This window comes from uncultured Microbacterium sp. (assembly GCF_963524805.1).
In the GTDB taxonomy this organism is placed as follows: domain Bacteria; phylum Actinomycetota; class Actinomycetes; order Actinomycetales; family Microbacteriaceae; genus Microbacterium.
The window spans coordinates 573,727-597,938 of record NZ_CAURGG010000002.1; the positions used below are offsets into that span (position 1 = coordinate 573,727).

At 70.0% G+C, this 24,212-nt stretch carries 22 protein-coding genes; 20 read left to right on the plus strand and 2 right to left on the minus strand.

All coding sequences use genetic code 11. From position 1 onward, the window contains the following. The first annotated feature begins 4 nt into the window (after nucleotides 1-4). The 5 genes from RWQ91_RS07215 to RWQ91_RS07235 are packed head-to-tail and all read left to right on the plus strand — an operon-like array spanning nucleotide 5 to nucleotide 6,133. A complete protein-coding gene (locus RWQ91_RS07215; RefSeq protein WP_314504137.1) occupies nucleotides 5-784 on the plus strand; it encodes an SDR family NAD(P)-dependent oxidoreductase in 780 nt (259 codons plus the stop codon). A gap of 45 nt (nucleotides 785-829) precedes the next feature. Further along, complete coding sequence (locus RWQ91_RS07220; protein WP_314504139.1) at nucleotides 830-1,705, plus strand: fumarylacetoacetate hydrolase family protein; 876 nt, start codon at nucleotides 830-832, stop codon at nucleotides 1,703-1,705. After that, nucleotides 1,702-2,556, plus strand: coding sequence for a fumarylacetoacetate hydrolase family protein (locus tag RWQ91_RS07225; protein ID WP_314504142.1), 855 nt, complete (start codon nucleotides 1,702-1,704; stop codon nucleotides 2,554-2,556). Before RWQ91_RS07220 ends, RWQ91_RS07225 begins: the two co-directional genes overlap by 4 nt. Before the next feature lie 23 nt (nucleotides 2,557-2,579). Next, nucleotides 2,580-3,389, plus strand: coding sequence for a nucleoside hydrolase (locus tag RWQ91_RS07230; RefSeq protein WP_314504144.1), 810 nt, complete (start codon nucleotides 2,580-2,582; stop codon nucleotides 3,387-3,389). Beyond that, nucleotides 3,386-6,133, plus strand: a complete 2,748-nt coding sequence (locus tag RWQ91_RS07235; protein ID WP_314504146.1) for a family 78 glycoside hydrolase catalytic domain — start codon at nucleotides 3,386-3,388, stop codon at nucleotides 6,131-6,133. The genes RWQ91_RS07230 and RWQ91_RS07235 overlap by 4 nt, the downstream gene beginning before the upstream one ends. Before the next feature lie 38 nt (nucleotides 6,134-6,171). Here RWQ91_RS07235 and RWQ91_RS07240 read toward each other — a convergent pair whose 3' ends face one another. Beyond that, nucleotides 6,172-6,849: an HD domain-containing protein gene (locus tag RWQ91_RS07240; protein WP_314504148.1), complete on the minus strand. Its 678-nt coding sequence runs from the start codon at nucleotides 6,847-6,849 to the stop codon at nucleotides 6,172-6,174. Between the two features lie 74 nt (nucleotides 6,850-6,923). Between RWQ91_RS07240 and RWQ91_RS07245 the strand changes: the two genes are divergently transcribed. The 9 genes from RWQ91_RS07245 (at nucleotide 6,924) to RWQ91_RS07285 (ending at nucleotide 16,747) form a co-directional block, all read left to right on the plus strand. Then, on the plus strand, nucleotides 6,924-7,787 hold the full coding sequence (locus tag RWQ91_RS07245; protein ID WP_314504150.1) for an IclR family transcriptional regulator: 864 nt from the start codon (nucleotides 6,924-6,926) through the stop codon (nucleotides 7,785-7,787). A 59-nt stretch (nucleotides 7,788-7,846) separates the two neighbouring features. Further along, entirely contained in the window at nucleotides 7,847-9,157 is a 1,311-nt protein-coding gene (locus RWQ91_RS07250) for a cytochrome P450 (RefSeq protein ID WP_314504153.1), read from the plus strand. 1 nt (nucleotide 9,158) lies between these two features. After that, a complete protein-coding gene (locus RWQ91_RS07255) occupies nucleotides 9,159-10,247 on the plus strand; it encodes a PEP/pyruvate-binding domain-containing protein (protein WP_314504155.1) in 1,089 nt (362 codons plus the stop codon). Between the two features lie 92 nt (nucleotides 10,248-10,339). Next, a complete protein-coding gene (locus tag RWQ91_RS07260) occupies nucleotides 10,340-12,178 on the plus strand; it encodes a PEP-utilizing enzyme (RefSeq protein ID WP_314504157.1) in 1,839 nt (612 codons plus the stop codon). 9 nt (nucleotides 12,179-12,187) lie between these two features. Then, nucleotides 12,188-12,949, plus strand: a complete 762-nt coding sequence (locus RWQ91_RS07265; protein ID WP_314504159.1) for an SDR family NAD(P)-dependent oxidoreductase — start codon at nucleotides 12,188-12,190, stop codon at nucleotides 12,947-12,949. Nucleotides 12,950-12,978: 29 nt separating this feature from the next. Further along, entirely contained in the window at nucleotides 12,979-13,299 is a 321-nt protein-coding gene (locus RWQ91_RS07270; protein WP_314504160.1) for a 2Fe-2S iron-sulfur cluster-binding protein, read from the plus strand. Then, nucleotides 13,299-14,588, plus strand: a complete 1,290-nt coding sequence (locus tag RWQ91_RS07275; RefSeq protein ID WP_314504162.1) for an FAD-dependent oxidoreductase — start codon at nucleotides 13,299-13,301, stop codon at nucleotides 14,586-14,588. The genes RWQ91_RS07270 and RWQ91_RS07275 overlap by 1 nt, the downstream gene beginning before the upstream one ends. Before the next feature lie 9 nt (nucleotides 14,589-14,597). Beyond that, nucleotides 14,598-15,242 carry an HD domain-containing protein gene (locus RWQ91_RS07280; protein WP_314504164.1) on the plus strand — a complete coding sequence of 215 codons (645 nt, stop codon included), beginning with the start codon at nucleotides 14,598-14,600 and terminating at the stop codon, nucleotides 15,240-15,242. After that, nucleotides 15,239-16,747 (plus strand): aldehyde dehydrogenase family protein, encoded by a 1,509-nt coding sequence (locus RWQ91_RS07285; protein WP_314504167.1) that lies wholly within the window; start codon nucleotides 15,239-15,241, stop codon nucleotides 16,745-16,747. The genes RWQ91_RS07280 and RWQ91_RS07285 overlap by 4 nt, the downstream gene beginning before the upstream one ends. A 249-nt stretch (nucleotides 16,748-16,996) precedes the next feature. Here the strand turns inward: RWQ91_RS07285 and RWQ91_RS07290 are convergent, their stop codons facing one another. After that, on the minus strand, nucleotides 16,997-18,400 hold the full coding sequence (locus tag RWQ91_RS07290; protein WP_314504363.1) for an MFS transporter: 1,404 nt from the start codon (nucleotides 18,398-18,400) through the stop codon (nucleotides 16,997-16,999). 123 nt (nucleotides 18,401-18,523) lie between these two features. Between RWQ91_RS07290 and RWQ91_RS07295 the strand changes: the two genes are divergently transcribed. From RWQ91_RS07295 to RWQ91_RS07320, 6 genes are all read left to right on the plus strand, one after another. Continuing rightward, complete coding sequence (locus RWQ91_RS07295) at nucleotides 18,524-19,237, plus strand: GNAT family N-acetyltransferase (RefSeq protein WP_314504169.1); 714 nt, start codon at nucleotides 18,524-18,526, stop codon at nucleotides 19,235-19,237. A 134-nt stretch (nucleotides 19,238-19,371) separates the two neighbouring features. Next, entirely contained in the window at nucleotides 19,372-20,271 is a 900-nt protein-coding gene (locus RWQ91_RS07300; protein WP_314504171.1) for a cyclase family protein, read from the plus strand. A gap of 93 nt (nucleotides 20,272-20,364) precedes the next feature. After that, the gene (locus RWQ91_RS07305; protein ID WP_314504174.1) at nucleotides 20,365-20,508 is read left to right on the plus strand and encodes a hypothetical protein; all 144 of its coding nucleotides are present in this window, start codon (nucleotides 20,365-20,367) and stop codon (nucleotides 20,506-20,508) included. Nucleotides 20,509-20,539: 31 nt separating this feature from the next. Further along, entirely contained in the window at nucleotides 20,540-21,673 is a 1,134-nt protein-coding gene (gene menC, locus RWQ91_RS07310) for an o-succinylbenzoate synthase (protein ID WP_314504177.1), read from the plus strand. 105 nt (nucleotides 21,674-21,778) lie between these two features. Then, a complete protein-coding gene (locus RWQ91_RS07315; RefSeq protein ID WP_314504179.1) occupies nucleotides 21,779-22,657 on the plus strand; it encodes a hypothetical protein in 879 nt (292 codons plus the stop codon). 155 nt (nucleotides 22,658-22,812) lie between these two features. Continuing rightward, on the plus strand, nucleotides 22,813-24,198 hold the full coding sequence (locus tag RWQ91_RS07320; RefSeq protein WP_314504181.1) for a glycine--tRNA ligase: 1,386 nt from the start codon (nucleotides 22,813-22,815) through the stop codon (nucleotides 24,196-24,198). Nucleotides 24,199-24,212: the final 14 nt, after the last annotated feature.

Sequence of the window (24,212 nt, forward strand, 5' to 3'; positions counted from 1 at the left end):
AGACATGACCCAGATCTTCCCCCGCTTCGCGGGCAAGACCGTGCTCGTCACGGGCGCCGGCACCGGCTTCGGCGCCGAGATCGCCGTGCGCGCCGCGCAGGAGGGCGCGAAAGTCGCCGTCCACTACCGCTCGTCGAAGGCGGGCGCCGAGGCGACGCTCGAGCGCATCCGCGAGGCCGGCAGCGACGGCATCCTCGTGCAGGCCGACATCGGGTCCTGGGACCAGATCAAGCGCATGGCCGATGAGGTCTGGGCCGCGTTCGGCACGCTCGACGTGCTGGTCAACAACGTCGGCGACGTCTCGAGCGAGCAGATGAACTGGGACGAACTGACCCAGGAGGCCCTCGACGCGGTGATCGACATCGACGTCAAGGGCACGCTGCTGATGACGCACGAATTCGGCGAGCGGATGCTGCAGCAGGGGCACGGGAACATCGTGCAGGTCGGCTCCACGGTGATCGTGCGAGGTTCCGCGCGTGCGCCCCAGTACGCGGCAGCGAAATACGCGATCCTCGGCATCACGAAGTCCTACGCGAAGGCCTTCGCGCCGGCGGTGCGCGTCAACACGTTCGCGCCCGGGTTCATGGAGACCGAGCGGCTGCTGAACCGCGAGGACTGGAAGAGCGGGCGCCGCGAGGTGCTGCTCTCGCAGACGCCGATGGGCGTCATCCCGCCGCCCGAATTCGTGACCGGAGCGTGCCTGTGGCTCGCCACAGACGAAGCCGCCCACCTCACGGGCGGCTACATGCTCGCCGACGGCGGCTTCAACATGGTCGGCGCCTGAGCGCCTGGCCCTTCGACAAAGCCCGAGATCTAGGAGACAACGACAATGAAGCTCATCACCTTCGACGGCGGCCGCGTCGGCCGCCTGGAACTGGAAGAAGGCACCGTCATCGAACTCGACGTGCCCTCGACCCGCGAGTACTTCGAGCGCGGCGGCCAGGTCACTGAGACCGGCGAGCGTCTGGCCTACGCCGACGTGACGCTCGAGGCGCCGATCCGCCCGAAGAAGTTCTTCCACACCGCCGGAAACTTCGCCGACCACCACAACGAGCTCACCGCCGTCGACTGGTCGCACCCGGTGCACAAGGGCATCGTGTTCTTCCAGAACGTCGACGCGATCATCGGCCCCGACGACGAGATCGTCTACCCCGAGGGCCTCACGAAGGAGCTGGACTACGAGCTCGAGCTCGGCATCATCATCGGCAAGGCCGGGAAGTTCTTCGGCCCCGATGAGGCGGACGACTACATCGCCGGCTTCACCGTGTTCAACGACATCACCGCGCGCGACATCCAGCGCAAGGAGATGGAGTCGGGAGTCTTCTCCTTCAGCAAGGGCATCGACACGTTCTGCCCCATCGGGCCGTGGATCGTCACGCGCGACGAGGTGCCCGACATGCACGAGCTTCCGATGCAGCTGCGGGTGAACGGCGAGGTGCGCCAGCAGGGCAACACGAACCAGACGCGGATCAGATTCCCGCACCTGGTCGCCTATCACTCGCCGCAGATCTACAGTGCGGGCGACATCATCACCACCGGCACGATCTCGGGCGTCGCCGCCGTGCAGCCGAACCCGTTCGACTTCTACCTCAAGCCCGGCGACGAGATCGAGGCGGAGATCACCGGCATCGGGACCCTCCGCAACAAGGTCATCAGCTGGGAAGAGCGCTACGGCGAGCCCGCTCCTCAGCGGGTCGACTGGTGAGAATCGCCAACCTCGCCGGTCGGGCCGTGCTCGTGCTCGGTGACGACGGGGCGATCGACATCGCGGGGGCATCGGACAACCGGTTCGGACCCGACCCGCAGGCATTGTTCGACGACTGGGCCGCGTTCGCGGACTGGGCCTCGGCGCTCGAGGGGGCCGATGCCGCGGCATCCGATTCGTTCGCCATCGAGGAACTGGGCGCTCCCGTCCCGCGCCCCCGCCAGGTGTTCGCGATCGGCCTGAACTACGCCGAGCACGCCGCCGAAGCCGGCTACCCGCCGGACTCGATGCCCGTGACCTTCACCAAGTTCCCCTCGTCGATCGTCGGCCCGGGCGCCGTCGTCGCGCTGCCGGACGGCAACGTCGACTGGGAGGTCGAGCTCGTCGTCGTGATCGGCCGCGAAGCGCACAAGCTCGATCGCGAGAGCGCGTGGGACCACGTCGCAGGCCTCACGATCGGACAGGACATCTCCGAGCGCATCACGCAGATGCAGGGCTCCGCGCCCCAGTTCAGCCTCGGGAAGTCGTTCCCCGGCTTCGGCCCGACGGGGCCCTGGCTGGTCACGCCCGACGAGTTCGCCGACAGGGACGACCTCGCGATCTCGTGCAGCCTCTCGGGCGAGGGGATGCAGTCCTCTCGGACCTCGATGATGCTGTACGACGTCCCCGAGCTGCTCGTGCGGCTCAGCGCCGTGTGCCGCCTGCTGCCGGGCGACATCATCTTCTCGGGCACGCCGTCGGGCATCGGAAACCGCCGCACCCCGCAGCGATTCATCGGTCCCGATGACGTGCTGGTCAGCCAGATCGAGGGCATCGGCACCCTCACCACGCGGTTCACCGCCGGCGGCTGAGCCGGCATCGACGAGGGAGCATCATGACCGGGCCGCGCTGGCGAGTGATCGTCGACAACGACTTCGCCGGCGATCCCGACGGGCTGGTCTCTCTCGCGCACGTGCTCCTGACCGATGATGTGCAGGTCGAGCTCATCACGTGCACCGCGCTCGATCCGGTGCTCGCGCACCTGGCGGGCATCGATCCTTCGGCGACGGCCTCCCTTGGAGCGCGCACCGCCCATGCGCTGCTCGAGGTGCTGGGCATGACGCAGCACCGCCTCGTGGCGGGCGCCGAGGATTTCGCCGGCAACGCGTCCGCTGCGGGACAGGCGATCGTGGACGTCTGCCGCGCGGACTCCGACGTGCCGCTCGCCATCCTCTGCGGCGGCCCGCTGACCAACGTCGCCGCAGCGCTCGCCCTCGATCCCGAGATCCGCCAGCGCGCGAGCCTGGTGTGGATCGGCGGGAGCCGCAGCGATGCCGCCGAGTACAACCGCGATACGGACGCCGAAGCAGCCGCATCCGTTCTCGCCTCCGGCATTCCGCTGGTGCAGGTGCCGCTGGAGACCTACCAGCGCATGCGCGTCTCGGTCGCAGAGGTGCGGGCCGAGCTCGGGCACGCCTCTTTCCCGGGCGGCTGGCTCGCCGAGCGGCTGCTCGACCTGCCCGCCTTCGTCACCCTGCACGGCGTGCTCACGCTCGGCGACAGCGCGCTGGCTGCGGTCGTCGGGCTCGACCCCGACTTCGCACCGGATGCCGGTCGCATCGTCGCCGACATCGACATGCGCCTGCTGTGGGGCGACCTGCTGGCGAAGCTGCGCCTTCAACACCGCGAGACCGAGCGCCGATGAGCGCGGCCTCCACCCGCGACATGCGCGTCGAGTACCTGCATGCCCCCGTCGGCATCGGGACGCGTGTGCCGCGATTCTCGTGGACTCCGGCACACGCGCAGGACGCGTACGAACTCGAGGTGACCGCGGGCGACCGCGTGGTCTGGGCGAGCGGGATCGTTGAGAGCCGCGAGTCCTCGCTTCTCGAGTACGCGGGGGAGCGGCTCGCCTCGAACACCGCGTATGCGTGGAGGGTCCGCACTCGCGCGGGCGATGCGTGGACGCCGTGGGCGGCATCCACGTTCGAGACCGCCCTTCTGGATGCCGCCGACTGGGTCGCCGCCTGGGTCGAACCCGCGCAGCAGGATGCCGTCGTCGAGCGGTGGAGCATCCTCGACTGGATCCGGGGCCTGGGTCCCGAGAGTCCCCCCGAAGAGCGGCTGCGGCCGCCGCAGCTGCTGCGGCAAAGGTTCGCGGTGCGCCCCGGGGTGGCGCGCGCCCGCCTCTACGCGACAGCGCGCGGGGTCTACTCGGCGTTCGTCAACGGAGCCCCTGCCGATGACCAGGTGCTCGCACCGGGTTCGGATGCGTACGAGCACCGCATCTCGGTGCAGGCCTACGACGTCACGGCACTCCTCGCCGAGGGCGAGAACGTGCTCGGCCTTGCGCTCGCAGACGGCTGGTGGGCGGGCCGGCTCGGATTGACCGGGTCGAGTGCGCAATTCGGAACCCGCACGTCGGCGATCTGGCAGCTGCATCTGGAGTACGCCGACGGGTCCACCGAGGTCGTTCCTTCCGGCGCCGATGTGCGCAGTGCGCCCGGACCCTGGGCCTACGCCGACCTCTTCGTCGGAGAGCAGTTCGATCGCCGCGCGGTGCCGGCCGGCTGGGATCGGCCCGGGTTCGACGACGACCGATGGATGCCGATCGCCGAGCGCGGCCACGACCATGAGCTGCTGCATCCCTTCGCCGGCGAGCCGATCCGCCGCGTTCAGGAGCTGGCGGCCGTCTGGGTGCGGGAGACGCCCGAGGGCGCGATCGTCGACTTCGGGCAGGTGCTCGTCGGCCGCGTGCGACTCCGAGTGCGTTCGATGCACGCCGGCCAGCGGATCGTCCTCGAGCACACCGAGACGCTCGCCGCGGACGGTTCGTGGTTCGTGAACATCGTCGGCATCAACAAGGAGCAGACCGACATCTTCGTCTCCGCGGGCGGTGACGACGAGTGGGAACCCGAGTTCACCTTCCACGGCTTCCGCTACGTGCGGATCAGCGGGTTGGACCACGCGGTCCGCGCCGAAGACGTCGTCGCCGTCGTCCTGGCGAGCGATCTGGAGCAGACTGGATCGTTCCGCTCGTCCGATGCACGATTGAACCGGCTGCACGAGAACGTCGTGTGGAGTCAGCGCGGCAATTTCCTCTCGATCCCGACCGACTGCCCCCAGCGTGAGCGCGCGGGCTGGACGGGCGAGGCGCAGGCGTTCGTCGGTGCCGCAACCGGCAACGCCCAGGTCGTGCCGTTCCTCTCGCGCTGGCTCGAGAACCTGCGAGCCGATCAGCTCCCCGACGGCCGCATCCCGATCTTCTCGCCGCGGTCGCCGTTCGACGCCGAAGCCGCAGCGGCGGCGCAGGGGATCGGGTCGATGGTCGCGGCGGCCGGCTGGAGCGACGCGATCGCGATCGTGCCGTGGACGCTGTACGAGCGCACCGGCGATCGCCGCGTGCTCGAGGACAACTACGACGCGATGCTGCGGTGGATCGACTACCAGCGGGCGACCGCGGCAGCCGAACTCCGGCCGGAGCTGGGTGCAGACCTGCCGCCCGGGCGCCGGGCGGCCCAGGCGCTGCTCTACAACACCGGCGAGCACTTCGGCGACTGGCTCACGCCGTCCACGATGGAGGGCAAGCCCATCCATGAGGCGCTCGCCGTCGCACCGGCCCTGACGAGCGAGTACCTCGCCCCCATGTTCCAGGCGCACAGCCTCACGCTCGCCGCGCGCACCGCCGCCGTTCTCGGCAGCCACACGGATGCCGCGTCCCTCGCGGGCCGCGCCGCAGCGGTGCGCGGCGCCTTCGCCGCCGAATACGTCGATGAGCACGGCGATCTGCCGGTGCGGCTGCAGGGCGTCTACGTCCTCGCGCTCGCGTTCGACATGGTGCCGGCGCCCCTTGGCCCCCGAACGGCGGCGAGGCTGGCCGAGCTGGTGCGGTCGCGGGGTGACCGTCTCGACACCGGGTTCCTCTCGACGTCGCACCTGCTCGACGTGCTGTGGGACCACGGGTACCCGCAGGTCGCGCGTGCTCTGCTCTGGCAGTCCGAGATGCCGTCCTGGCTGTACGAGGTGGATCGCGGGGCGACCACGATCTGGGAGGCGTGGGACACGATCTCGCCCGAGGGTGAGATCCGCGCCATGTCGTTCAACCACTACGGGCCCGGGAGCGTCGACGACTGGCTCTATCGCCGGGTCGCCGGCATCCGTCCCGCCTCCGCGGGGTATCGCACCGCGGTGATCGAGCCGGACTTCGAGATCGGCCTGGAGCGGGTGGCGGCGCACATCGGCACGCCGTACGGGCGGCTCGCGGTGGAGTGGACGCGCACGGGGGATGCCGCATCCGTCGTGGTGGATGTGCCGTTCGGGATCGAGGCGACGCTGCGTGTGGAAGGGGCGTCAGTACCGCTGGTGGCGGGGCGCAGCGCGCACACTGTCGCGCTCACTGGGCGCACACCGTCGCTTTCCGGCGGGGAAACCGCGATTCCGGCCGACTGAACTGGCGGCGCGCCTGCCGAGCGCCGTGCCCGGAGCCGTCAGACGAGTCCGTGACGCTCCGGCGCCACATCGATCGATGCGACGGCGGCGAAGCCCCGCGCCATCGCTCGCGCCGGCTCGGTGAAGAGGCTCTTCTGAACGCGCAGCGAGGTGATCCGCAGCGACTCCTCGCGGGTCAGCCCGAACCAGCCGCAGACGATCTCGATTCCGTGCGGCGTGACCCGCCAGAGTTTGTCGGCGTCTTTCACCACTTCATCGTCGGCGGACAGCGCCAGCAGGCGCGAGTCGTGCCCGTCGATGATCTCGACGACCCGTCGCACGGTCTCGGCGTCGCGCCCGAGCGAGGACAACACCTCCGTCGCGATGCGGGCGCCCTCCTTCTCGTGCTGCAGCACGAGGTCCGGCCGGCCTCCGCCCGGTGCGATCGCCTCGAGGATGAGGTCGTCCGACACGGTCGACCACCCCGTGTCGTGCAGCAGGATCGCCGGCAGCACCACATCGGGGTCGGCATCCGGCAACAGCGCCACCAGCGCGCGAGCGAGGCCGTAGGCGTACAGGGTGTGACTGTCGTTGTTGCGCACCGCGAGATACGGCGCGGCCAGCTCCCAGACGACGGCATCCTCGTCCCGCAGCCGGATGACGCCGGGCACATCGGATGCCGGCGGGATATGCGAGCGGATGTCACGGCCCAGGCGCGTGCTCGTCGGCGAGCTCATGCCTCGAAGCTTCTCAGGACGAACCGCGCCGGACCAAGTAAGCTTCCACTCATCGGAAGCGAGGATGCATCCGAGTGAGGAGCGTCGTGGCCGGGAGAGTGAGCAGTCCGGGGCAGTCCGTCGCGGGACGGGTGCTGTCGATCCTCGCGGTGTTCGAGAAGAGCCTCTCGCCGCGCAGCCTCACCGAGATCAGCCAGGAGACCGGCCTCGCCCTGAGCACGACCCACAGGCTGCTCGCGGAGCTCGAGGAATGGGGCGCCCTGCAGCGCGACGACAACGGCCGCTACCAGATCGGCCTGCGCCTCTGGGAACTCGGGCAGCACGCCGGCCGACAGGTGCGTGACATCGCCCGGCCCCTCCTGCAGGACCTGTACAGCCTCACGCACGAGACCGTGCACATCGCGGTGCGCGAGCACACCGAGGCCCTCTACATCGACCGCGTCTACGGTTCGCGTCGGGTGCCTCAGGCGTCGCGGGTGGGGGGGCGGCTCCCGCTGCACGCGACCGCGGTCGGCAAGGTGCTGCTCGCCCACGAGGAGTCCTGGCTGCGCGAGGCCGTCCTCGCCCAGCCGCTGGAAAGCCGCACACCCAAGACGCACGTCGACCCCGTCGCGCTGCGCATCGAGCTCGATGTCATCAGAGCCCGCGGGTATGCGCTCACCGCCGATGAGGTGCGTCTCGGGTCCGCGTCGATCGCCGTCCCCATCTTCCAGCACGACGGCAGCATCGGCGCGGCGTTGGGGCTGGTCGCCTCGGCCGACACCGCCGACGGACTCGAGCGCCATCTGCCCGCGCTCCGCGGCATCGCTCACCGAATCGAGAACAGCGTCGGTCCGTTCCCGCTGCGCACCCTGCGCCCCGCCCGGGGGCGCCGGGCCGAGGAACTCGCTTCCACTCAGCGGAAGGTCGTTGGCGCCGGCGCCAAGCGCGGACGTTAGATGTGACTGCCGCCTCCGGACGGCGCCCACGCCTCAGCCCAGACAACGAAGGAGTCGTCATGGCAGCATCACGCACCGACCTGAACGACCCGGCGACAGACGCGGGAACGCGATCCGCCGTCTGCCCCGTCGACCATGCAGAATTCAGCGGCGACGCAGCGCACCACGGCTACGAGCCTTTCGACATGAACGACCCCTTCCCGGCATACGAGCGCCTTCGCGCCGAGGAACCGGTGATGTACGACGAGCGCATCGGCCTGTGGGTCGTCACGCGCTGGGCAGATGTGCGCGCCGTCTTCGAGGACTGGGAGACGTTCTCGAGCGAGAACGCGCAGGCTCCGATCCGTGAGCGAGGTCCTGAGGCATCCCGGATCATGAAAGAGGGCGGCTTCACCGCCTACTCCGGCCTGTCCGCCCGCATCCCGCCCGATCACAGCCGCATCCGCGCGATCGCGCAGCGGGCCTTCACGCCCCGCCGCTTCAAGGCACTCGAGCCGACCATCCGCGAGAACACCCGCGCTGCCCTCGAGAAGATGCTCGAAAGCCCCGACCGCCAGGGCGACTTCCTTCACGACATCGCCTTCGACATCCCCACCGTCACGATCCTCACCCTCCTCGGCGTCGACTCCGCGATGGTGCCCATGTACAAGCGCTGGTCCGACTCGCGCGGAGCGATGACGTGGGGCGACCTGAGCGACGACCAGCAGATCCCGCACGCCCACAACCTCGTGGAGTACTGGCAGGAGTGCGAGCGTCTGGTCGTCCAGGCCCACCGCGACGGCGGCGACAGCCTGATCGCCGACCTCGTCGAGGCGCAGGGCGCCGGGGCCGAGATCACCGATCACGAGATCGCCTCGCTCTGTTACAGCCTGCTGTTCGCGGGCCACGAGACCACCACCACGCTCATCGCGAATTCAGTGCGGGTTCTGCTCGGTCACCGCGAAGCGTGGGAGGCGATCGTCGCCGATCCCACCCGCATCCCGTCGGCGATCGACGAGGTGCTGCGCTACAGCGGCTCGATCGTGGCGTGGCGGCGCAAGGCCCTGCGCGACACCGCGATCGGCGGAGTCGCCATCCCCGAGGGTGCCGGCATCCTGCTCGTGATGGGCTCGGCCAACCGCGACGACGAGGTGTTCGCCCACCCCGACCAGTTCGACATCGACCGCACCGACGCCCGTAACCACCTTTCGTTCGGCTACGGCATCCACTACTGCCTCGGCAACATGCTCGCCAAGCTGCAGGATCGCATCGTGCTCGAAGAGAGCGCCGCGGCGGTGCCGAGCCTGCGCCTGACCGGAACGCCGATCGCCTTCGGCGAGAACCTCTCGTTCCGCGCGCCCACATCCGTTCCCGTGACCTGGGAGGCCTGACATGACAGAGCCGACGCGCGCAGAGCGCCTGTTCATCCGCTTCTTCGACGAGACCGGCCCCGCGCCGATCGAGCTCCTCGGCGGCAAGTGCGCGTCGCTGGTGGCGCTCACCACGGCCGGGATGCCGGTGCCCCCCGGTTTCGCGATCACGACGGACGCGTACACCGCGTTCATCGAGAGCTCGGGGATCGCGGAGGACATCCACGCGCTGCTGGACTCGATCGACCCGGACGACGTCGCGAGCGTCGACGCGGTCTCGGCGCAGATCCGCGACGAGATCCTGAAGCGCCCGGTGCCGCCCGCGATCCACGACGAGTTCTCCGCCGCCTACGCCGAGCTGCAGTCGCGCTTCACATCGGAGACGCCCGTAGCCGTGCGCTCGTCGGCGACCGCCGAGGACCTCCCCGACGCGAGCTTCGCCGGTCAGCAGGACACGTATCTCTGGCTCGTCGGCCGCGACGAGGTCGCCGAGCACGTCCGCCGCTGCTGGGCGTCGCTGTACACCTCGCGTGCCATCGTCTACCGCCTGCGGGCCGGCATTCCCAATGAGGGGCTGTCGATGGCCGTCGCCGTCCAGAAGATGGTCGACGCGAAGACCGCGGGCGTCGCGATGACGATCGATCCGTCCAACGGCGACCGCTCCACGATCGTGATCGACGCGGCCTGGGGCCTGGGCGAACTCGTGGTCTCGGGGCTGGTGACCCCCGACAATTTGCACATCGACAAGGTGATGCTGACGATCTCTGCCGAGCACGTCGGCGACAAGCACATCGAGCTCGTTCCGGATGCCGATGCCCGCGGCATCCGAGAGCACGACGTCGAGCCCGAACGGCGCAGCGTCCGCTGCCTCACCGACGCAGAGGTCACCCTCGTCGCCGCGATGGCCAAGCGCGCCGAAAAGCACTTCGGAACCCCGCAGGACATCGAGTGGGCGATCGACAGGGGCCTTCCCGAAGGCGAGAACCTGCTGCTCCTGCAGTCGCGCCCGGAGACGGTCTGGGCATCCAAGGCCAGCGAGACAGCGCCGAGCACCTCCGGCTTCGGCATCGCCAGCATCACCCAGTCGCTGATGGCCCAGATCGGGCGATGACCACGGCTCCCCGTGACAGCGTCCCACCGTGGGACACCCGCACGCACTCCTGAACCAGCAACCCGAACCCGCACTCCCGAAAGGACCCGACAATGTCACAGGCGACAGCTGTCATCGCACCGGTGAAGAACTCCTTCCCCAGCCCCTACGAGCAGCCGGCTCCCGCCGGCGCCGAGGGGTGGAAGGACCTCTACGCGTACAACCTGGTCTTCCAGGACAACCGCCGCGCGACCGAGGAGGCGAAGTTCTGGTTCTGCGACAGCCAGCACTGGCCGACGGTCACGAAGCCCTTCGAGACGATCGGATTCGAGTTCGCGGTCGGCTGCCTCGGTCAGTACAACTCGCGGCAGCTGCTGATTCCGACCGCGAACGGCATCGAGTACCGCATCCACAACGGGTACGTCTTCATGTCTCCGGTGGCGGTCGACCCCCAGCACGTCGAGGCGCGGGTGCCGCAGTTCATGCAGCGCGCGGGGCACTACTTCCAGAACTGGGAAAGCCTCCTGGCCAATTGGCACACGAAGCTCACAGCGACCATCGACGAGCTCGAGTCGATCGAGTTCACGGCCCTGCCCGACGCGATCGACATCGATGACGTGCTCAGCGGCAAGGGCACAGGGCCGGCCACCGAGCTGCTCGGCGACTACGACCGGCTCATCGCCCTCGCCTACCGCGCGTGGCAGTACCACTTCGAGTTCCTCAACCTCGGCTACGTCGCGTACCTGGACCTCTTCATGTTCTGCAAAGAGGTCTTCCCGCGCATCCCCGACCAGGCGATCGCCACGATGGTGCAGGGCGTCGACATGGAGCTGTTCCGCCCCGACGACGAGCTCAAGAAGCTCGCCAAGATCGCCGTCCGCGACGACCTCGTGGCGCACTTCGCCGACACCTCGGATGCCGCAGCCCTCCTCGCCGCGATCGCCGCGGACCCCGCCGGAGCGGAGTGGTCACAGACCTGGGCCGACGCGCAGGACCCGTGGTTCAACTTCACCACCGGCAACGGCTTCTACGCGCACGACGAGTACTGGCGCGATGTGCCCGAGACACCGCTCGCCTTCATCAAGGGCTACATCGAGCGGCTGCAGAACGGCGCCGACATCGACCGTCACGTCGATGCGCTCGTCGCCGAGCGCGACCGGATCACGGGCGAGTACGCCGAGCTGCTGAGTGGCGACGTTCTCGAGACCTTCCACGGCAAGCTGGGTCTCGCCCGGACCGTCTATCCCTACGTCGAGAACCACAACTTCTACATCGAGCACTGGACGATGGGCGTGTTCTGGCGCAAGGCCCGGCAGCTGTCGAAGGTGCTCGCCGATCAGGGCTTCTGGAACGGCGCCAACGACATGTTCTACCTGCGCCGCGACGAGGTGCGCGAGACCCTGTTCGACTACGTCAACGCCTGGATGGTCGGCGCGCCGGCGATCGGCCCCGACTACTGGCCGGCCGAGGTCGACCGCCGCCGCGGCATCGTCGACGCCCTGTCGACCGCGCGTCCGCAGCCGGCGCTGAACACCCCGCCCGCGGTGATCACCGAGCCGTTCACCCTCATGCTCTGGGGCATCACCGACGATCAGATCCAGAACTGGCTGGGCAAGGGCGACGTGCCCGAGGGGACTCTCAAGGGCATGGCGGCCTCGCCCGGCATCGCCGAGGGACCCGCCCGTGTCATCTCGAGCGCCGACCAGCTCGCCGACGTGCAGGAGGGCGAGATCCTCGTCGCCCCCGTCACCGCGCCGTCGTGGGGACCGATCTTCGGCAAGATCCGCGCGACCGTCACCGACATCGGCGGCATGATGAGCCACGCGGCGATCGTCTGCCGTGAATACGGGATGCCGGCCGTCACCGGCACCGGCACGGCATCGTCCGAGATCCGCACCGGTCAGCTGCTGCGCGTCGACGGCAACTCCGGCACCGTCACGGTTCTGGACTGAGGCGAACCGATGAGCGGCGACACCACGATGAGCCCGCGCACCGTCCTCGTGACGGGCGCGGCGGGCGGACTCGGACGAGCCTTCGCGGAGGCCTTCGCGCACCGCGGCGACGTCGTGGTGATCGCCGACATCGACCGTGCGGGCGCCGAACGCACGGCATCCGAGCTCTCCACGGAGGGGTTCACGGTGATCGGGACCGGCGTCGACGTCACGGATGCCGCGTCCACGGCCGCCCTCGCGGCCCGGGTGGCCGCATCCGGCTCCGGCGGCATCGACGTCGTCATCAACAACGCGGCGATCTATGCGACGCTCACCCGCTCCCCGTTCGAGGAGATCGAGGAGACGGAGTGGGACCGCGTGATGGCGGTGAACCTGAAGGGCCCGTGGCTCGTCGCGCGCGCATGCTCGCCGCACATGAACGAGAGCGCGCGCATCGTGAACATCTCATCGGCGACCGTCATGAGCGGGTCGGCGCAATGGGCGCACTACGTCGCGAGCAAGGCAGGGGTGATCGGCTTGACACGCGTGCTGGCCAAGGAGCTCGGCGAGCGGGGCATCACCGTCAACGCCGTCGCACCGGGCTTCACGCTCACCGAGGCCAGCCACGGCCTGATCGCGGATGCGGAATCCTACGGCATCGACCGCGGCTCGATCAAGCGCCCCATCCACCCCGATGACATCGTCGGCGCCGTGCTGTTCCTCGCGAGCCCCGACGCCGCGTTCGTGACCGGTCAGACATTGGTCGTCGACGGCGGCCGGCAGTTCCTCTGAATCTTCGACCTCTCTGCAAAGGAGCAGCAATGAGCACAGTCGTCTACACCGCCGACGACGGCATCGTCACGACGATCGACGGGCGCCCCGGCGACTCGGTCATGGAGACCGCGGTGCGCAACGGCGTCCCCGGCATCGTCGGTGAGTGCGGCGGCAGTCTCTCGTGCGCCACGTGCCACGTCTTCGTCGCCGACGACACCCAGGACCTGGTCGGCGCTCCCGGTGACCTCGAGGACGAGATGCTGGACGGCACAGCCGTCGACCGCCGGGAGAACTCCCGCCTGTCCTGCCAGATCAAGCTGCAGGACGGGTGCGCGTACCACGTCACGACGCCGAGGGAGCAGCTCTGATGAGCGAAACCACCCTCATCGTCGGAGCCTGCCAGGCAGGGGTCCAGCTCGCCGCGACGCTGCGCGAGCTCGGCGACACCGATCCGATCGTGATGATCGGTGAAGAGGACCACCGGCCCTACCAGCGGCCGCCGCTGTCGAAGGGATGGCTCAAGGGAGAGCTGGAGCCCGACGACGTCGTGCTCCGCACGCGACAGTGGTTCGAGGATCGCGACATCGCGCTGATCGCCGGCGACCGGGTCGTCACCATCCACCGCGAACCGGGCGGCACGGGCGTCGCGCACACGCTCGGCGGGCGGCAGCTCCCCTTCACCCGCCTGGCTCTCACGACCGGAGCGTCGGTGCGTCGGCTCACCCTTCCCGGCACCGACTACCGGGGCGTGCACTACCTGCGCGATGCCGACGACGCGATCTCGCTCGGCCCGGCGCTCGCCGAACCCGGTGCCCAGCGCGTCGTCGTGATCGGCGGCGGCTTCATCGGCCTGGAGGCGGCGTCGGCGGCCCGGCAGCTCGGCAAGCAGGTCACGATCGTCGAGGGGACCGGCCGGCTGATCGGTCGCGCCGTCGCAGAGCCGACCAGCGACTTCTACCTCGCCGCCCACCGGCGTCGCGGCACGGACGTGCTGCTCGGCGCCCGCATCGCCCGCATCCTCGGGGAGGACGCATCGGCCGCCGGGCGCCGCGGATCGGTCACCGGGGTCGAGCTGGAGGACGGCCGGGTGATCCCGGCCGACCTGGTGGTGATCGGCATCGGCGTCCTTCCCCGTGTCGAGCTCGCCGTCCAGCTCGGCCTCGACGTCGCCGGAGGCATCGTCCTGGACGCGGCCTGCCGCGCCTCCGATGGCCGCACGGTCGCAGCGGGGGACTGCGCCATCATGCCGAACCCCTACCCCGGCGGCATGGGGGGCATGGTGCGCATCGAAAGCGTGAACAACGCCCTTGAGCAGGCGAAGATCGCCGCGGCGACACTGCTGGGGCGCGACGCCTCCTACGCGACGGTGCCCTGGTTCTGGTCCGACCAGGCCGACCTCAAGCTGCAGATCGCCGGCCTGTCGGCGGGCTTCGACTCCGTCGTGGTGCGGGGCGACTCCTCGGCCGAGCGCTTCGCGGTGCTGTACTACCGCGACGGGCGTCTGATCGCCGCGGACTGCGTCAACCAGCCCGCAGAGTTCCTCGCGATCAAGCAGGCCCTGAGCAAGGGCAAGACCATCCCGCCGCTCGCCGCCGCTGACACGAGCGTGCCGCTGAAGCTGTCCGTCGTCGACGCCCCCGTGGCCGTCGCATCCTGAGGTGAGGCCATGACCGTCCAGACCACGCATCCCGTCGACCTCTCGCCCATCCACGCCGAGGAGCGAGACGGCGACCTCGACGCCATCTGGCGGGCGATCGTCGCCGAATCGCGCACGCGCGCGAACGACATCCACCTGCCGATCTCGTTCGCCTTCGCCGAGCGCCTCTGCGACGCATATCCGGATGCCGATGCGCTCGTCGTGCGCGTCGCGATCCTGCTGCACGACACGGGCTGGGCGCGCGTGGATGAGACCCGCATCCTCAGCGAGGGATTCACCGGAGACTGGCGCCGGGCCGACGTGCGCTACGAGCACGAGCGTCACGGGTGCGACATCGCACGCGAAGTGCTCCCTCCGCTGGGCTACGACGAGAACTTCGTGCGGCGGGTGACCGACATCATCGACGGGCACGACACCCGCCCCGAGTCGCTCTCGCTCGAAGACAGCCTCGTGAGGGATGCGGACCGCCTCTGGCGCTTCACTCCGGCAGGCATCGCGCTCGCGTCGGGCTGGTTCGGTCTCACCCCCGCGGAGTACTGCCGTCGGCTGCGATCCGAGATCGTGCCGGAGCTGCTCACCGACGCCGCGGTGCAGATGGCCCAGACGGAGCTCGCCCGATCCGAGGTCCTGCTCAAGACGGAGCAGCTCTCGTGAGCACGACGGTCCATGCCGACCCGGTCGAACGGATGCGGGAGCGGCACCGTGCGGCCGTGACCGGGGTGCCCTATGCCGAGGTGACGACCCTCCGCATCGGCGGCGAGGAGGTCCGATCCACCGGCGCACCGCTGCCGGTCACCGACCCGGCGACCGGCGAGCAGTGGGGCTGCGTGCCCGAGGGCTCGCCCGCAGAAGTGGATGCCGCCGTCCGAGCGGCCCGCGCGGCCTTCGGCGGCTGGGCCTCGCGTCCTCCGGCCGAGCGTGCCGAGGCGCTGCGACGCATGGCCGATGCGATCGAGCGTCGCGCCGACGCCCTCGCCCTGACGAACACGCTCGAGAACGGTTCGCCGATCGCCGAGACCTCCGGGGCGGCCGGGAATGCGGCATCCATCCTCCGCGTCTTCGCGGGACTTTCGGGCTTCCTCGAGGAGCCCGACATCCGGCCCTTCCCGGGCGGGGCGAACGAGACCCTCGTCGCCCGCGACCCGGTCGGAGTGTGCGCGCTGATCGCGCCGTGGAACTTCCCGATCAACCTCGTCGTCATCAAGCTCGCGCCCGCGCTGCTGGCCGGCTGCACCGTCGTGATCAAGCCCGCCTCGCCGACGCCCCTCTCAGTGCGCTTCCTGCTCGATGCCGCAGATGAGGCCGGCATCCCGCCGGGAGTGATCAACCTCGTGACCGGCGGCGCGGCGACCGGCGACGCCCTTGTGCGGCATCCCGACGTCGACAAGGTCGCCTTCACCGGGTCGACCCCCGTGGGCCGGCGGATCGCGGCCGCCTGCGGCGAGCTGCTGCGCCCGGTCACGCTCGAGCTCGGCGGCAAGTCGGCGGCAATCGTGCTGCCCGATGCCGACCTCGATGCGATGTCAGCCGTGCTGGTGCGCAGCTGCCTGCGCAACACCGGTCAGACCTGCTACATCTCGACGCGCCTGATCGCGACACCGGAGCGCTACGACGAGCTCGTATCCATGGTCGCGGCGACCGTGGGCGCGGCATCCCTCGGCGATCCGCTCGACCCCGCCACCGTGTTCGGACCCGTCGCGACCACCGCACAGCGCGACGGTGTGCGGGCCCTGATCCGCGCCGGTGTCGCCGAAGGAGCCCGCGCCGTTCTCGGCGGCGACGTCGATCCACCGTTCACGGCCGGCAGCTTCGTCGCCCCCACGGTGTTCGCCGATGTGACGCCCGACATGCGGATTGCGCAGGACGAGGTCTTCGGGCCCGTCGTCACGCTCCTACGCGCCCGCGACGTCGACGACGCCGTCGCGATCGCGAACAGCACGCGCTTCGGACTCGGCGGCATCGTGTTCGGCGCCGACGAGGACGCCGCGCTGCGGGTGGCGCGCCGGGTGGACACCGGATCCATCGGCATCAACTTCTTCGCGTCGAACCACTTCGCGCCCTTCGGCGGGCGGCACGATTCGGGCCTCGGGGTGGAGTACGGCATCGAGGGCCTGTCGGCGTACCTGACGCCGCAGTCCGTGCACCGCCGACGGCGCTGAGGTTCGGGTGGTCCGGCGCCCCGCTGGGGAAGAGGACTCAGGCGCGAAGAGTCCGTCGGGAGGCGCATTGAACTTCCCGCTCACATAAGCCTTGATCCCGTGTGATCGTGAAGTTCAATGCGCTCCCCGAGGTGATGTGTGAGCGTGAAGTTCAATGCGCTCCCCGAGGTGATGTGTGAGCGCAAAGTCCAATGCGCTCCCCGAGCACGCGCGCCGCGGCGACGACCATGCCAGCGGCTTGGACCCCACTCAGTCCCGCAGGGACGGATGCCGCTCCTGCGGCGACCGCTTGGCCGGGATGAACAGCGCCACGACGAGAGCGACGATCGCGGCCGCGCCGCCCAGGATCAGCGAGATCGTGAACCCGGTCGTGGTGGGCACCGGCACACCCTCGAAGTCCACGACGTACGACGCCAGCACCGCCCCGATCACCGCGGCGGCCGTCGAGGTGCCGAGCGAGCGGAACAGGGCGTTGAGGCCGTTCGATGCGCCGGTCTCGCTCTGCGGAACCGAGCGCATGATCAGCATCGGCATCGATGCGTAGCCGAACCCGATGCCGGCGCCGATCAGGATGTTGGCGACCAGGATGTGCCAGACCTCGGACGAGAACAGCAGCGTGAACCCGTAGGCGGCGATGAGCGAGATCGCCCCGAGCAGCAGCAGCAGCTTGGGGCCTGTGCGGGACGCGATGCGCCCGGCGATCGGGGAGAGCACCATCATCACCAGACCGGACGGCATCACGATCAGGCTCGCGACCAGCAGCGACAGCCCGAACCCCGCCCCGGTCGCCACGGGGAGCTCGAGCAGCTGCGGATAGACGACGTTCGACGCGAAGAGCGAGAACCCCATCGCGACCGAGGCGATGTTGGTCAGCAGCACCGCCGGGCGCGCGGCGACGCGCAGGTCGAGGAGCGGCTCGTCGATCCGCAGCTCGTACCAGCCCCAGACCAGCAGCACGGCCAAACCGCCGAGGCCGCAGGCCAGCACGATGGGCGACCCCCAGCCCCACTCGTTGCCGCGGGAGATCGCCAGCAGGATGCCGATGAGGCCGACCGCCAGCCCGGTCGCCCCGACGAAGTCGAACCGCCCGGCGGTGCGCAGCACGCTCACCGGCACGATCCAGAGCACGAGCGCGAAGACGACGACGCCGAGACCGGCGGCCATCCAGAAGAGAAAGTGCCAATCGCTGCGCTCCGTGATGAGAGCGCTGATGGGCAGGCCGAGCGCGCCGCCGACTCCGAGGGTCGCGCTCATGAAGGCGATCGCCGAATCGACGCGGTCCTCGTGCAGCACGTCGCGCATGATCGAGATGCCGAGCGGCACCACGCCCACGATCGCGCCCTGGAGCGTCCGGCCGACGATGATGCCGATGATGCCCGGCGAGAGCGCCGCGATCACCGACCCCAGCACCATCACCGCGGTCAGCACCAGCACGATGCGCCGCTTGCCGTACATGTCGCCCAGACGCCCCGAGATCGGCGTGATCACGGCCGCTGCGAGCAGGGTGGAGGTCACCACCCACGCGGTGTCCTCGCGGCTCGCGTCCAGCAGCTCCGGCAGCTTGGACTGGATCGGCACCATGAGGGTGAACATGAACGACGAACACAGGCCCGCGGTCGCCAGAACCGCGATGATGGCGCCCTGGCTCGGCATCCGGGACAGCCGTCTTCGTGCGTCCTCATCCCGTGTGGCCATCACTTCAGGCTATCCGCGATCCGACGCCGGAGCCCACGCGCCCGGCCTCGCTCGCAGACCCCGCGCGAGTAGCGTGGAGGCATGCCAGAGGCTTCGGACGAGACCCGCATCGACATCCGCCCGCTCGAGACGATCGCGCAGATCCACGAAGCGTCCGACGTGCTGCGCCGCGTCTGGTCGGGCGATCGCGACACCATGCCGCCGGGCCTCATGCGCGCGCTCGCGCACTCCGGCAACTACGTGGTCGGCCTGTACGAGGGCGAGCGGATGGTGGGAGCGTCGGTCGCCTTCTTCGGCCCCCCGGCGGCGCGATCGATGCACTCGCACATCACCGGCGTCGTCCCGGGACTGCAGAGCCGCGGCCTCGGCCGCCTGCTCAAGCAGCACCAGCGCGAGTGGGCGTTCGCGCGCGAGGTCGGTCACATCACGTGGACCTTCGACCCGCTCGTGGCCCGCAATGCGCACTTCAACCTGCGCGTCCTCGGAGCGCGCATCACCGAGTACCTCGTCGACCACTACGGACCGATGGACGACGGCGTCAATCGCGGAGACGAGTCCGATCGGATCATGGTCAGCTGGGCGCTCGCCGCGCCGCCCGCTCCGACGCCTGCCGACGAACGCGTGGTCGCCTCGGTGGCGGTGCCCCGCGACATCGAGACGATGCGCCGCGACGCGCCGGGGGATGCCGCTGCCTGGCGCGTCCGCGTGCGCGAGCAGTTCCTGGGGCTCCTGGCCGAGGGACTCGTCGCCGGCGGCTTCGACGACGAGCGCGGCTACCTGTTCGTGCGACCCTAGCCCGGCGTCCGAAGGTCGGAGAATCGCGCGGAGGTCGGAGGATTTCTGCCGAATCGTCCGAACTTCGCGCCAATCTCCGACGTTCGCGCCGCACCCGGCGCCCCGCGCGCCGGCGCGTCCCTAGGCTGACCCGCATGCCCGAATACCGCGCCCAGTTCGACTTCGAGATCCGCTTCGCCAACGGCGGCGGCCTGACCGGCGAGGCCTTCCGCCTCGACGTGCCCTCCGCCGACATCACCGAACGCGACCTCGAGCTGCTGCTGGTCGCGCACCTCGGGCTCACCCTGGTCGGCACCGTCTCGCTCGCCGGGCTGCGGATCGTCGAGGAGCCGCACCGCGGCAGTCGCGGGGTGGATGCCGCATCGCCGAGCGCGCGCCGGGTGGTCGATCTCAGCCACCCCATCCGTGCGGGGCTCGTCACCTACCCCGGACTGCCCGCTCCGACGATCACCCCACACCTCACGCGCGCGGACTCCCGCGGGAAGTACGCACCGGGCACCGAGTTCGCGATGGACATCATCACGATGATCGGGAACACGGGCACCTACCTCGACAGCCCGTTCCACCGGTACGCCGACGGCCCCGACCTCGCAGGGCTCGACCTCGCGACGATGGTGGGCCTGCGCGCCGAGGTGTTCCACCTGACGGATGCCGAGGGCCGCGGCATCCGCCCCGACACGCTCGCAGATCGCGATGTCCGAGGCGCAGCCGTGCTCCTGCACACCGGATGGGACCGTCACTTCGGCGCTCCCGAGTACGGTGTCGGTGCCCCGTTCCTCACGGGCGAGGCCGCGCAGTGGCTCATCGACGCGGGCGCCGTGCTGGTGGGCATCGACTCGGTCAACATCGACGACACCGAGTCCGGTGGCGAACGCCCCGCGCATTCGCTGCTGCTGGGTGCCGGCATCCACGTCGTCGAGCACCTCACGAACCTGGGCGATCTGCCGCCCCGCGGCGCGCGGTTCACCGCCGCCCCGCCCGCGGTCGAGGGCTTCGGAACCTTCCCGGTGCGGGCGTTCGCCGAGCTCGGCTGACCGATCCTGCGCCGTCGGTCGATGTATCAGGCCTCGCGCCCCGCGCTCCTCCTGAATACCGCGCCGCGAAGGCGCGATGAGGAGGAGGCCGCCATGCGGGCACACATCGACAGGCTCATGACCGGTATCGGCCGCAATCGGCACCAGCGCGTCCGGCTCGTTCCGGGCGCCGGTCGCCCCCGCCGCGCGCGCACGACCTTCGTCGCGCTCACCGAGCGCGTCGCCCTCGCGCACTGACCGCCCTCGGGCGCGGGCGTAGCCTGAACCCATGCCCATCGCCCGTCCCGCGGCAGCCGTGGCCCTCGAGGGCTTCGAGTTGCGCGTCCTGCAGATCCCGCTCGTCGCGCCGTTCACCACGAGCTTCGGCACCGAGACCGTGCGCGAGGTCATCATCGTCCGCGCGCTCACCGCGGACGGCGACGGGTGGGGCGAGATCGTGACGGGCGCCTCGCCCCTGTACTCGAGCGAGTACACGCAGGGCGCGTGGGATGCCGCGCTGCGCTTCCTGATCCCTTCGCTACTCGAGCGCTCCACCCTCGCCCCCGAGCAGGTCGCCGCGGTGCTGCACCCCTTCGTCGGACACCGCATGGCCAAGGCCGGCCTCGAACTGGCAGTGCTCGATGCGGCGCTGCGCGCCGGAGGCCGGCCGCTGGGGGAGTACCTGGGCGCCGTGCACGATCGCGTCCCGAGCGGGGTGAGCGTCGGCATCCAGCGTGATCCGGCGGCGCTGGTCGAGGTCGTCCGCGGATACCTCGACGAGGGCTACGTCCGCATCAAGCTCAAGATCAAGCCCGGCCGCGACATCGCCGAGACCGCCGCCGTCCGCGACGCCTTCGGCGGCATCCCCCTGCAGGTCGACGCGAACTCCGCCTACACGCTCGCCGACGCCGACACGCTCGCCGAGCTCGACCGGTTCGATCTGCTGCTGATCGAGCAGCCGCTGCAGGAGGACGCCATCGTCGACCACGCGACCCTCGCCCGGCGGCTGCGCACACCGGTCTGCCTCGACGAGTCGATCGTCTCGCGCAAGGCTGCGGTCGACGCGCTCGCCCTGGGTGCCGCATCCGTCATCAACATCAAGGCGGGCCGCGTCGGCGGGTATCTCGAGGCTGTCGAGATACACGACCTGTGCCGGGATGCCGGCATCCCGGTCTGGTGCGGCGGCATGCTCGAGACGGGGATCGGGCGCGCGGCGAACGCCGCTCTGGCCGCCCTGCCCGGATTCACCCTTCCGGGAGATGTGTCGGCCTCCAGCCGGTTCTACGCCCGGGACATCGTCACCGAACCGGCCGTTCTCGAGGAGGGCCACGTCCGCGTGCCGACCGGCCACGGCATCGGCGTCGAGATCGACCCGGTCGCCCTCGAGGACTTCACCGTCGTGCGCGAGATCGTCCGGCGTTAGGCGGGCACACGCATGTCTCCTCAGCGCGACTCGCGATGCCGAATTCAGGCTCGCCGCACCTCGCCGCGCGCCGCTGCCGCGGATTCTCGCGAATCCGGACCGACTGTGCGCCGATTCAGCCTGAATTCGGCGTCGGTCACCGCGCTGACGGCGCTCGTGCTCGTGGTCTCCGCCTGCTCCCCGCAGCCGCCGGCGTCGGCGCCTGCCACCGGAAGCCCGCAGCAGCTGCCCGCCGGCGTGGAGGTCGAGCTGTTCCAGCTGCGCTCCGACGTCGCCGAGCGCGGGGCGCAGGTGCGGGTCATCAACGGGTCGGACGAGGACCTCGTCATCACGAGCCTGACCTTCAGCGACGACTGGTTCGCGGGCGACGCCGTCCGCGATCGCACCAGCACCGTCGCCGCCGGCCGCACCGTCGACCTGCGCTTCGCCCTGCCCGAGTCCGCGTGCGAGGACGAGCCGGATGCCGCCTCCCGCACGAGTCGAGTCGCCTTCGAGCTCGAGGGCGGCGGCACCGCCGAAGTGGAGGTCGCCGATCCGCTCGGCTTCACGACGCTCATCCACGAGAAGGAGTGCCTGCGCCACGACCTCGCTCGGGTCGCGACGCTCGAGTGGGCGCAGTTCACGCCGAGCGCCGCCCCGCTGCCCGCGGAACTGCGGCTCGCGATCACTCCGGCGGGCGGAGACGAATCGGCCGAGCTCGTCGAGATCCAGACGACGAACCTGTTGCAGTTCGCCGACCTGCCCACCGCCTTCCCCCTCGCGATGACCGTGACGGGGACGGATGCCGCCACCGAGCTCGCCGTTCCGATCGTGCCGCTGCGCTGCGACCCGCACGCGGTGATGGAGGACAAGCGCGGCACGGTCTTCAACATCGAGGTCGCGGTCGACGGCACCCAGGGGGCGGTCGAGGTCGCCGCGCCCGAGGCGATGCGGGGCGCGATCCTGCGCTGGGTCTCGGACTGGTGCGGCTTCGGCCCCGGGTGAGCCGGCCGAACCGAAGCTGCGGCGGGGCTGAGGGCGCGGCATCCGCTCGCCTAGAATCGAGGGATGCCGGCGACTCTTGTTCGCAAGGCAGCGCCCCGCACCCCTCCGGGTGCCCTGCGCAATTCCGCACTCCTCACCCGACCATTGGAGCCACCGTGGCCGAGCAGTCCCGCCTCGACAAAGTCATCGCCCTCGCCCGCCACCGCGGGTTCGTCTTCCAGGCGGGCGAGATCTACGGCGGATCCCGCTCGGCGTGGGACTACGGCCCCCTCGGCACGGAGCTCAAGGAGAACATCCGCCGGCAGTGGTGGCAGACCTTCGTCCGGGGCCGTGGCGACATGGTGGGCCTGGACTCCTCGGTGATCCTGCCCAAGCGCGTGTGGGAGGCGTCGGGTCACGTCGCCACCTTCACCGACCCGCTGGTGGAGTGCCTGCACTGCCACAAGCGCTTCCGCGCCGACAACCTGATCGAGGACTTCGAAGCGCGCAAGGGCCGGCCGGCCGAGAACGGCCTCGCCGACATTCCGTGCCCCAACTGCGGCACGAAGGGGCAGTACACCGAGCCCAAGGCGTTCTCCGGCCTGGTGAAGACCTACCTCGGCGTCGTCGACGACGAGTCGGGCCTGCACTTCCTGCGCCCCGAGACCGCGCAGGGCATCTTCGTCAACTTCACGAACGTGCTGACCGCGTCGCGCAAGAAACCGCCGTTCGGCATCGGCCAGGTCGGCAAGGCGTTCCGCAACGAGATCACGCCGGGAAACTTCATCTTCCGCACGCGCGAATTCGAGCAGATGGAGATCGAGTTCTTCGTGCCCCCCGCCGACGCGCAGGAGTGGTTCGAGCACTGGGTCGAGGCGTGCTGGAACTGGTTCCTCGATCTCGGCATCGACCCGGCGCACCTGCGTCGCTACGAGGTGCCGGTCGAGGACCGCGCGCACTACTCGGCGGGCACGATCGACGTCGAATACGAGTTCGGATTCGCCGGAAAGCAGTGGGGCGAGCTCATGGGCGTCGCCAACCGCACGGATTTCGACCTGACCAACCACTCGGAGGCTTCCGGCCAGAGCCTGTCGTACTTCGACCAGGCCAGCGGCGAGCGGTACACGCCGTACGTCATCGAGCCCTCGTTCGGCTTGACGCGCGCGATGATGGCCTTCCTCGTCGACGCATACCGCGAGGAGGAGGTGCCCAACGCGAAGGGCGGCACCGACACCCGCACGGTCCTCAAGCTCGACCCGCGCCTGGCGCCGGTCAAGGTCGCGGTGCTGCCGCTGTCGCGCAACGAGCAGCTGTCGCCGATCGCCCGCGAAGTGGCGGCGGACCTCCGCGGCGAGTGGAACGTCGACTTCGACGACGCCGGAGCGATCGGACGCCGATATCGCCGGCAGGACGAGATCGGCACGCCGTTCTGCGTCACGATCGACTTCGACTCGCTCGAGGACCGGGCCGTGACGGTGCGCGACCGCGACACCATGGCGCAGGAGCGCGTCCCGCTCGAGACGCTGCACGCCTACCTGGCCGAGCGCCTGCGCGGCGCGTAGGCGGGCTCTACAGT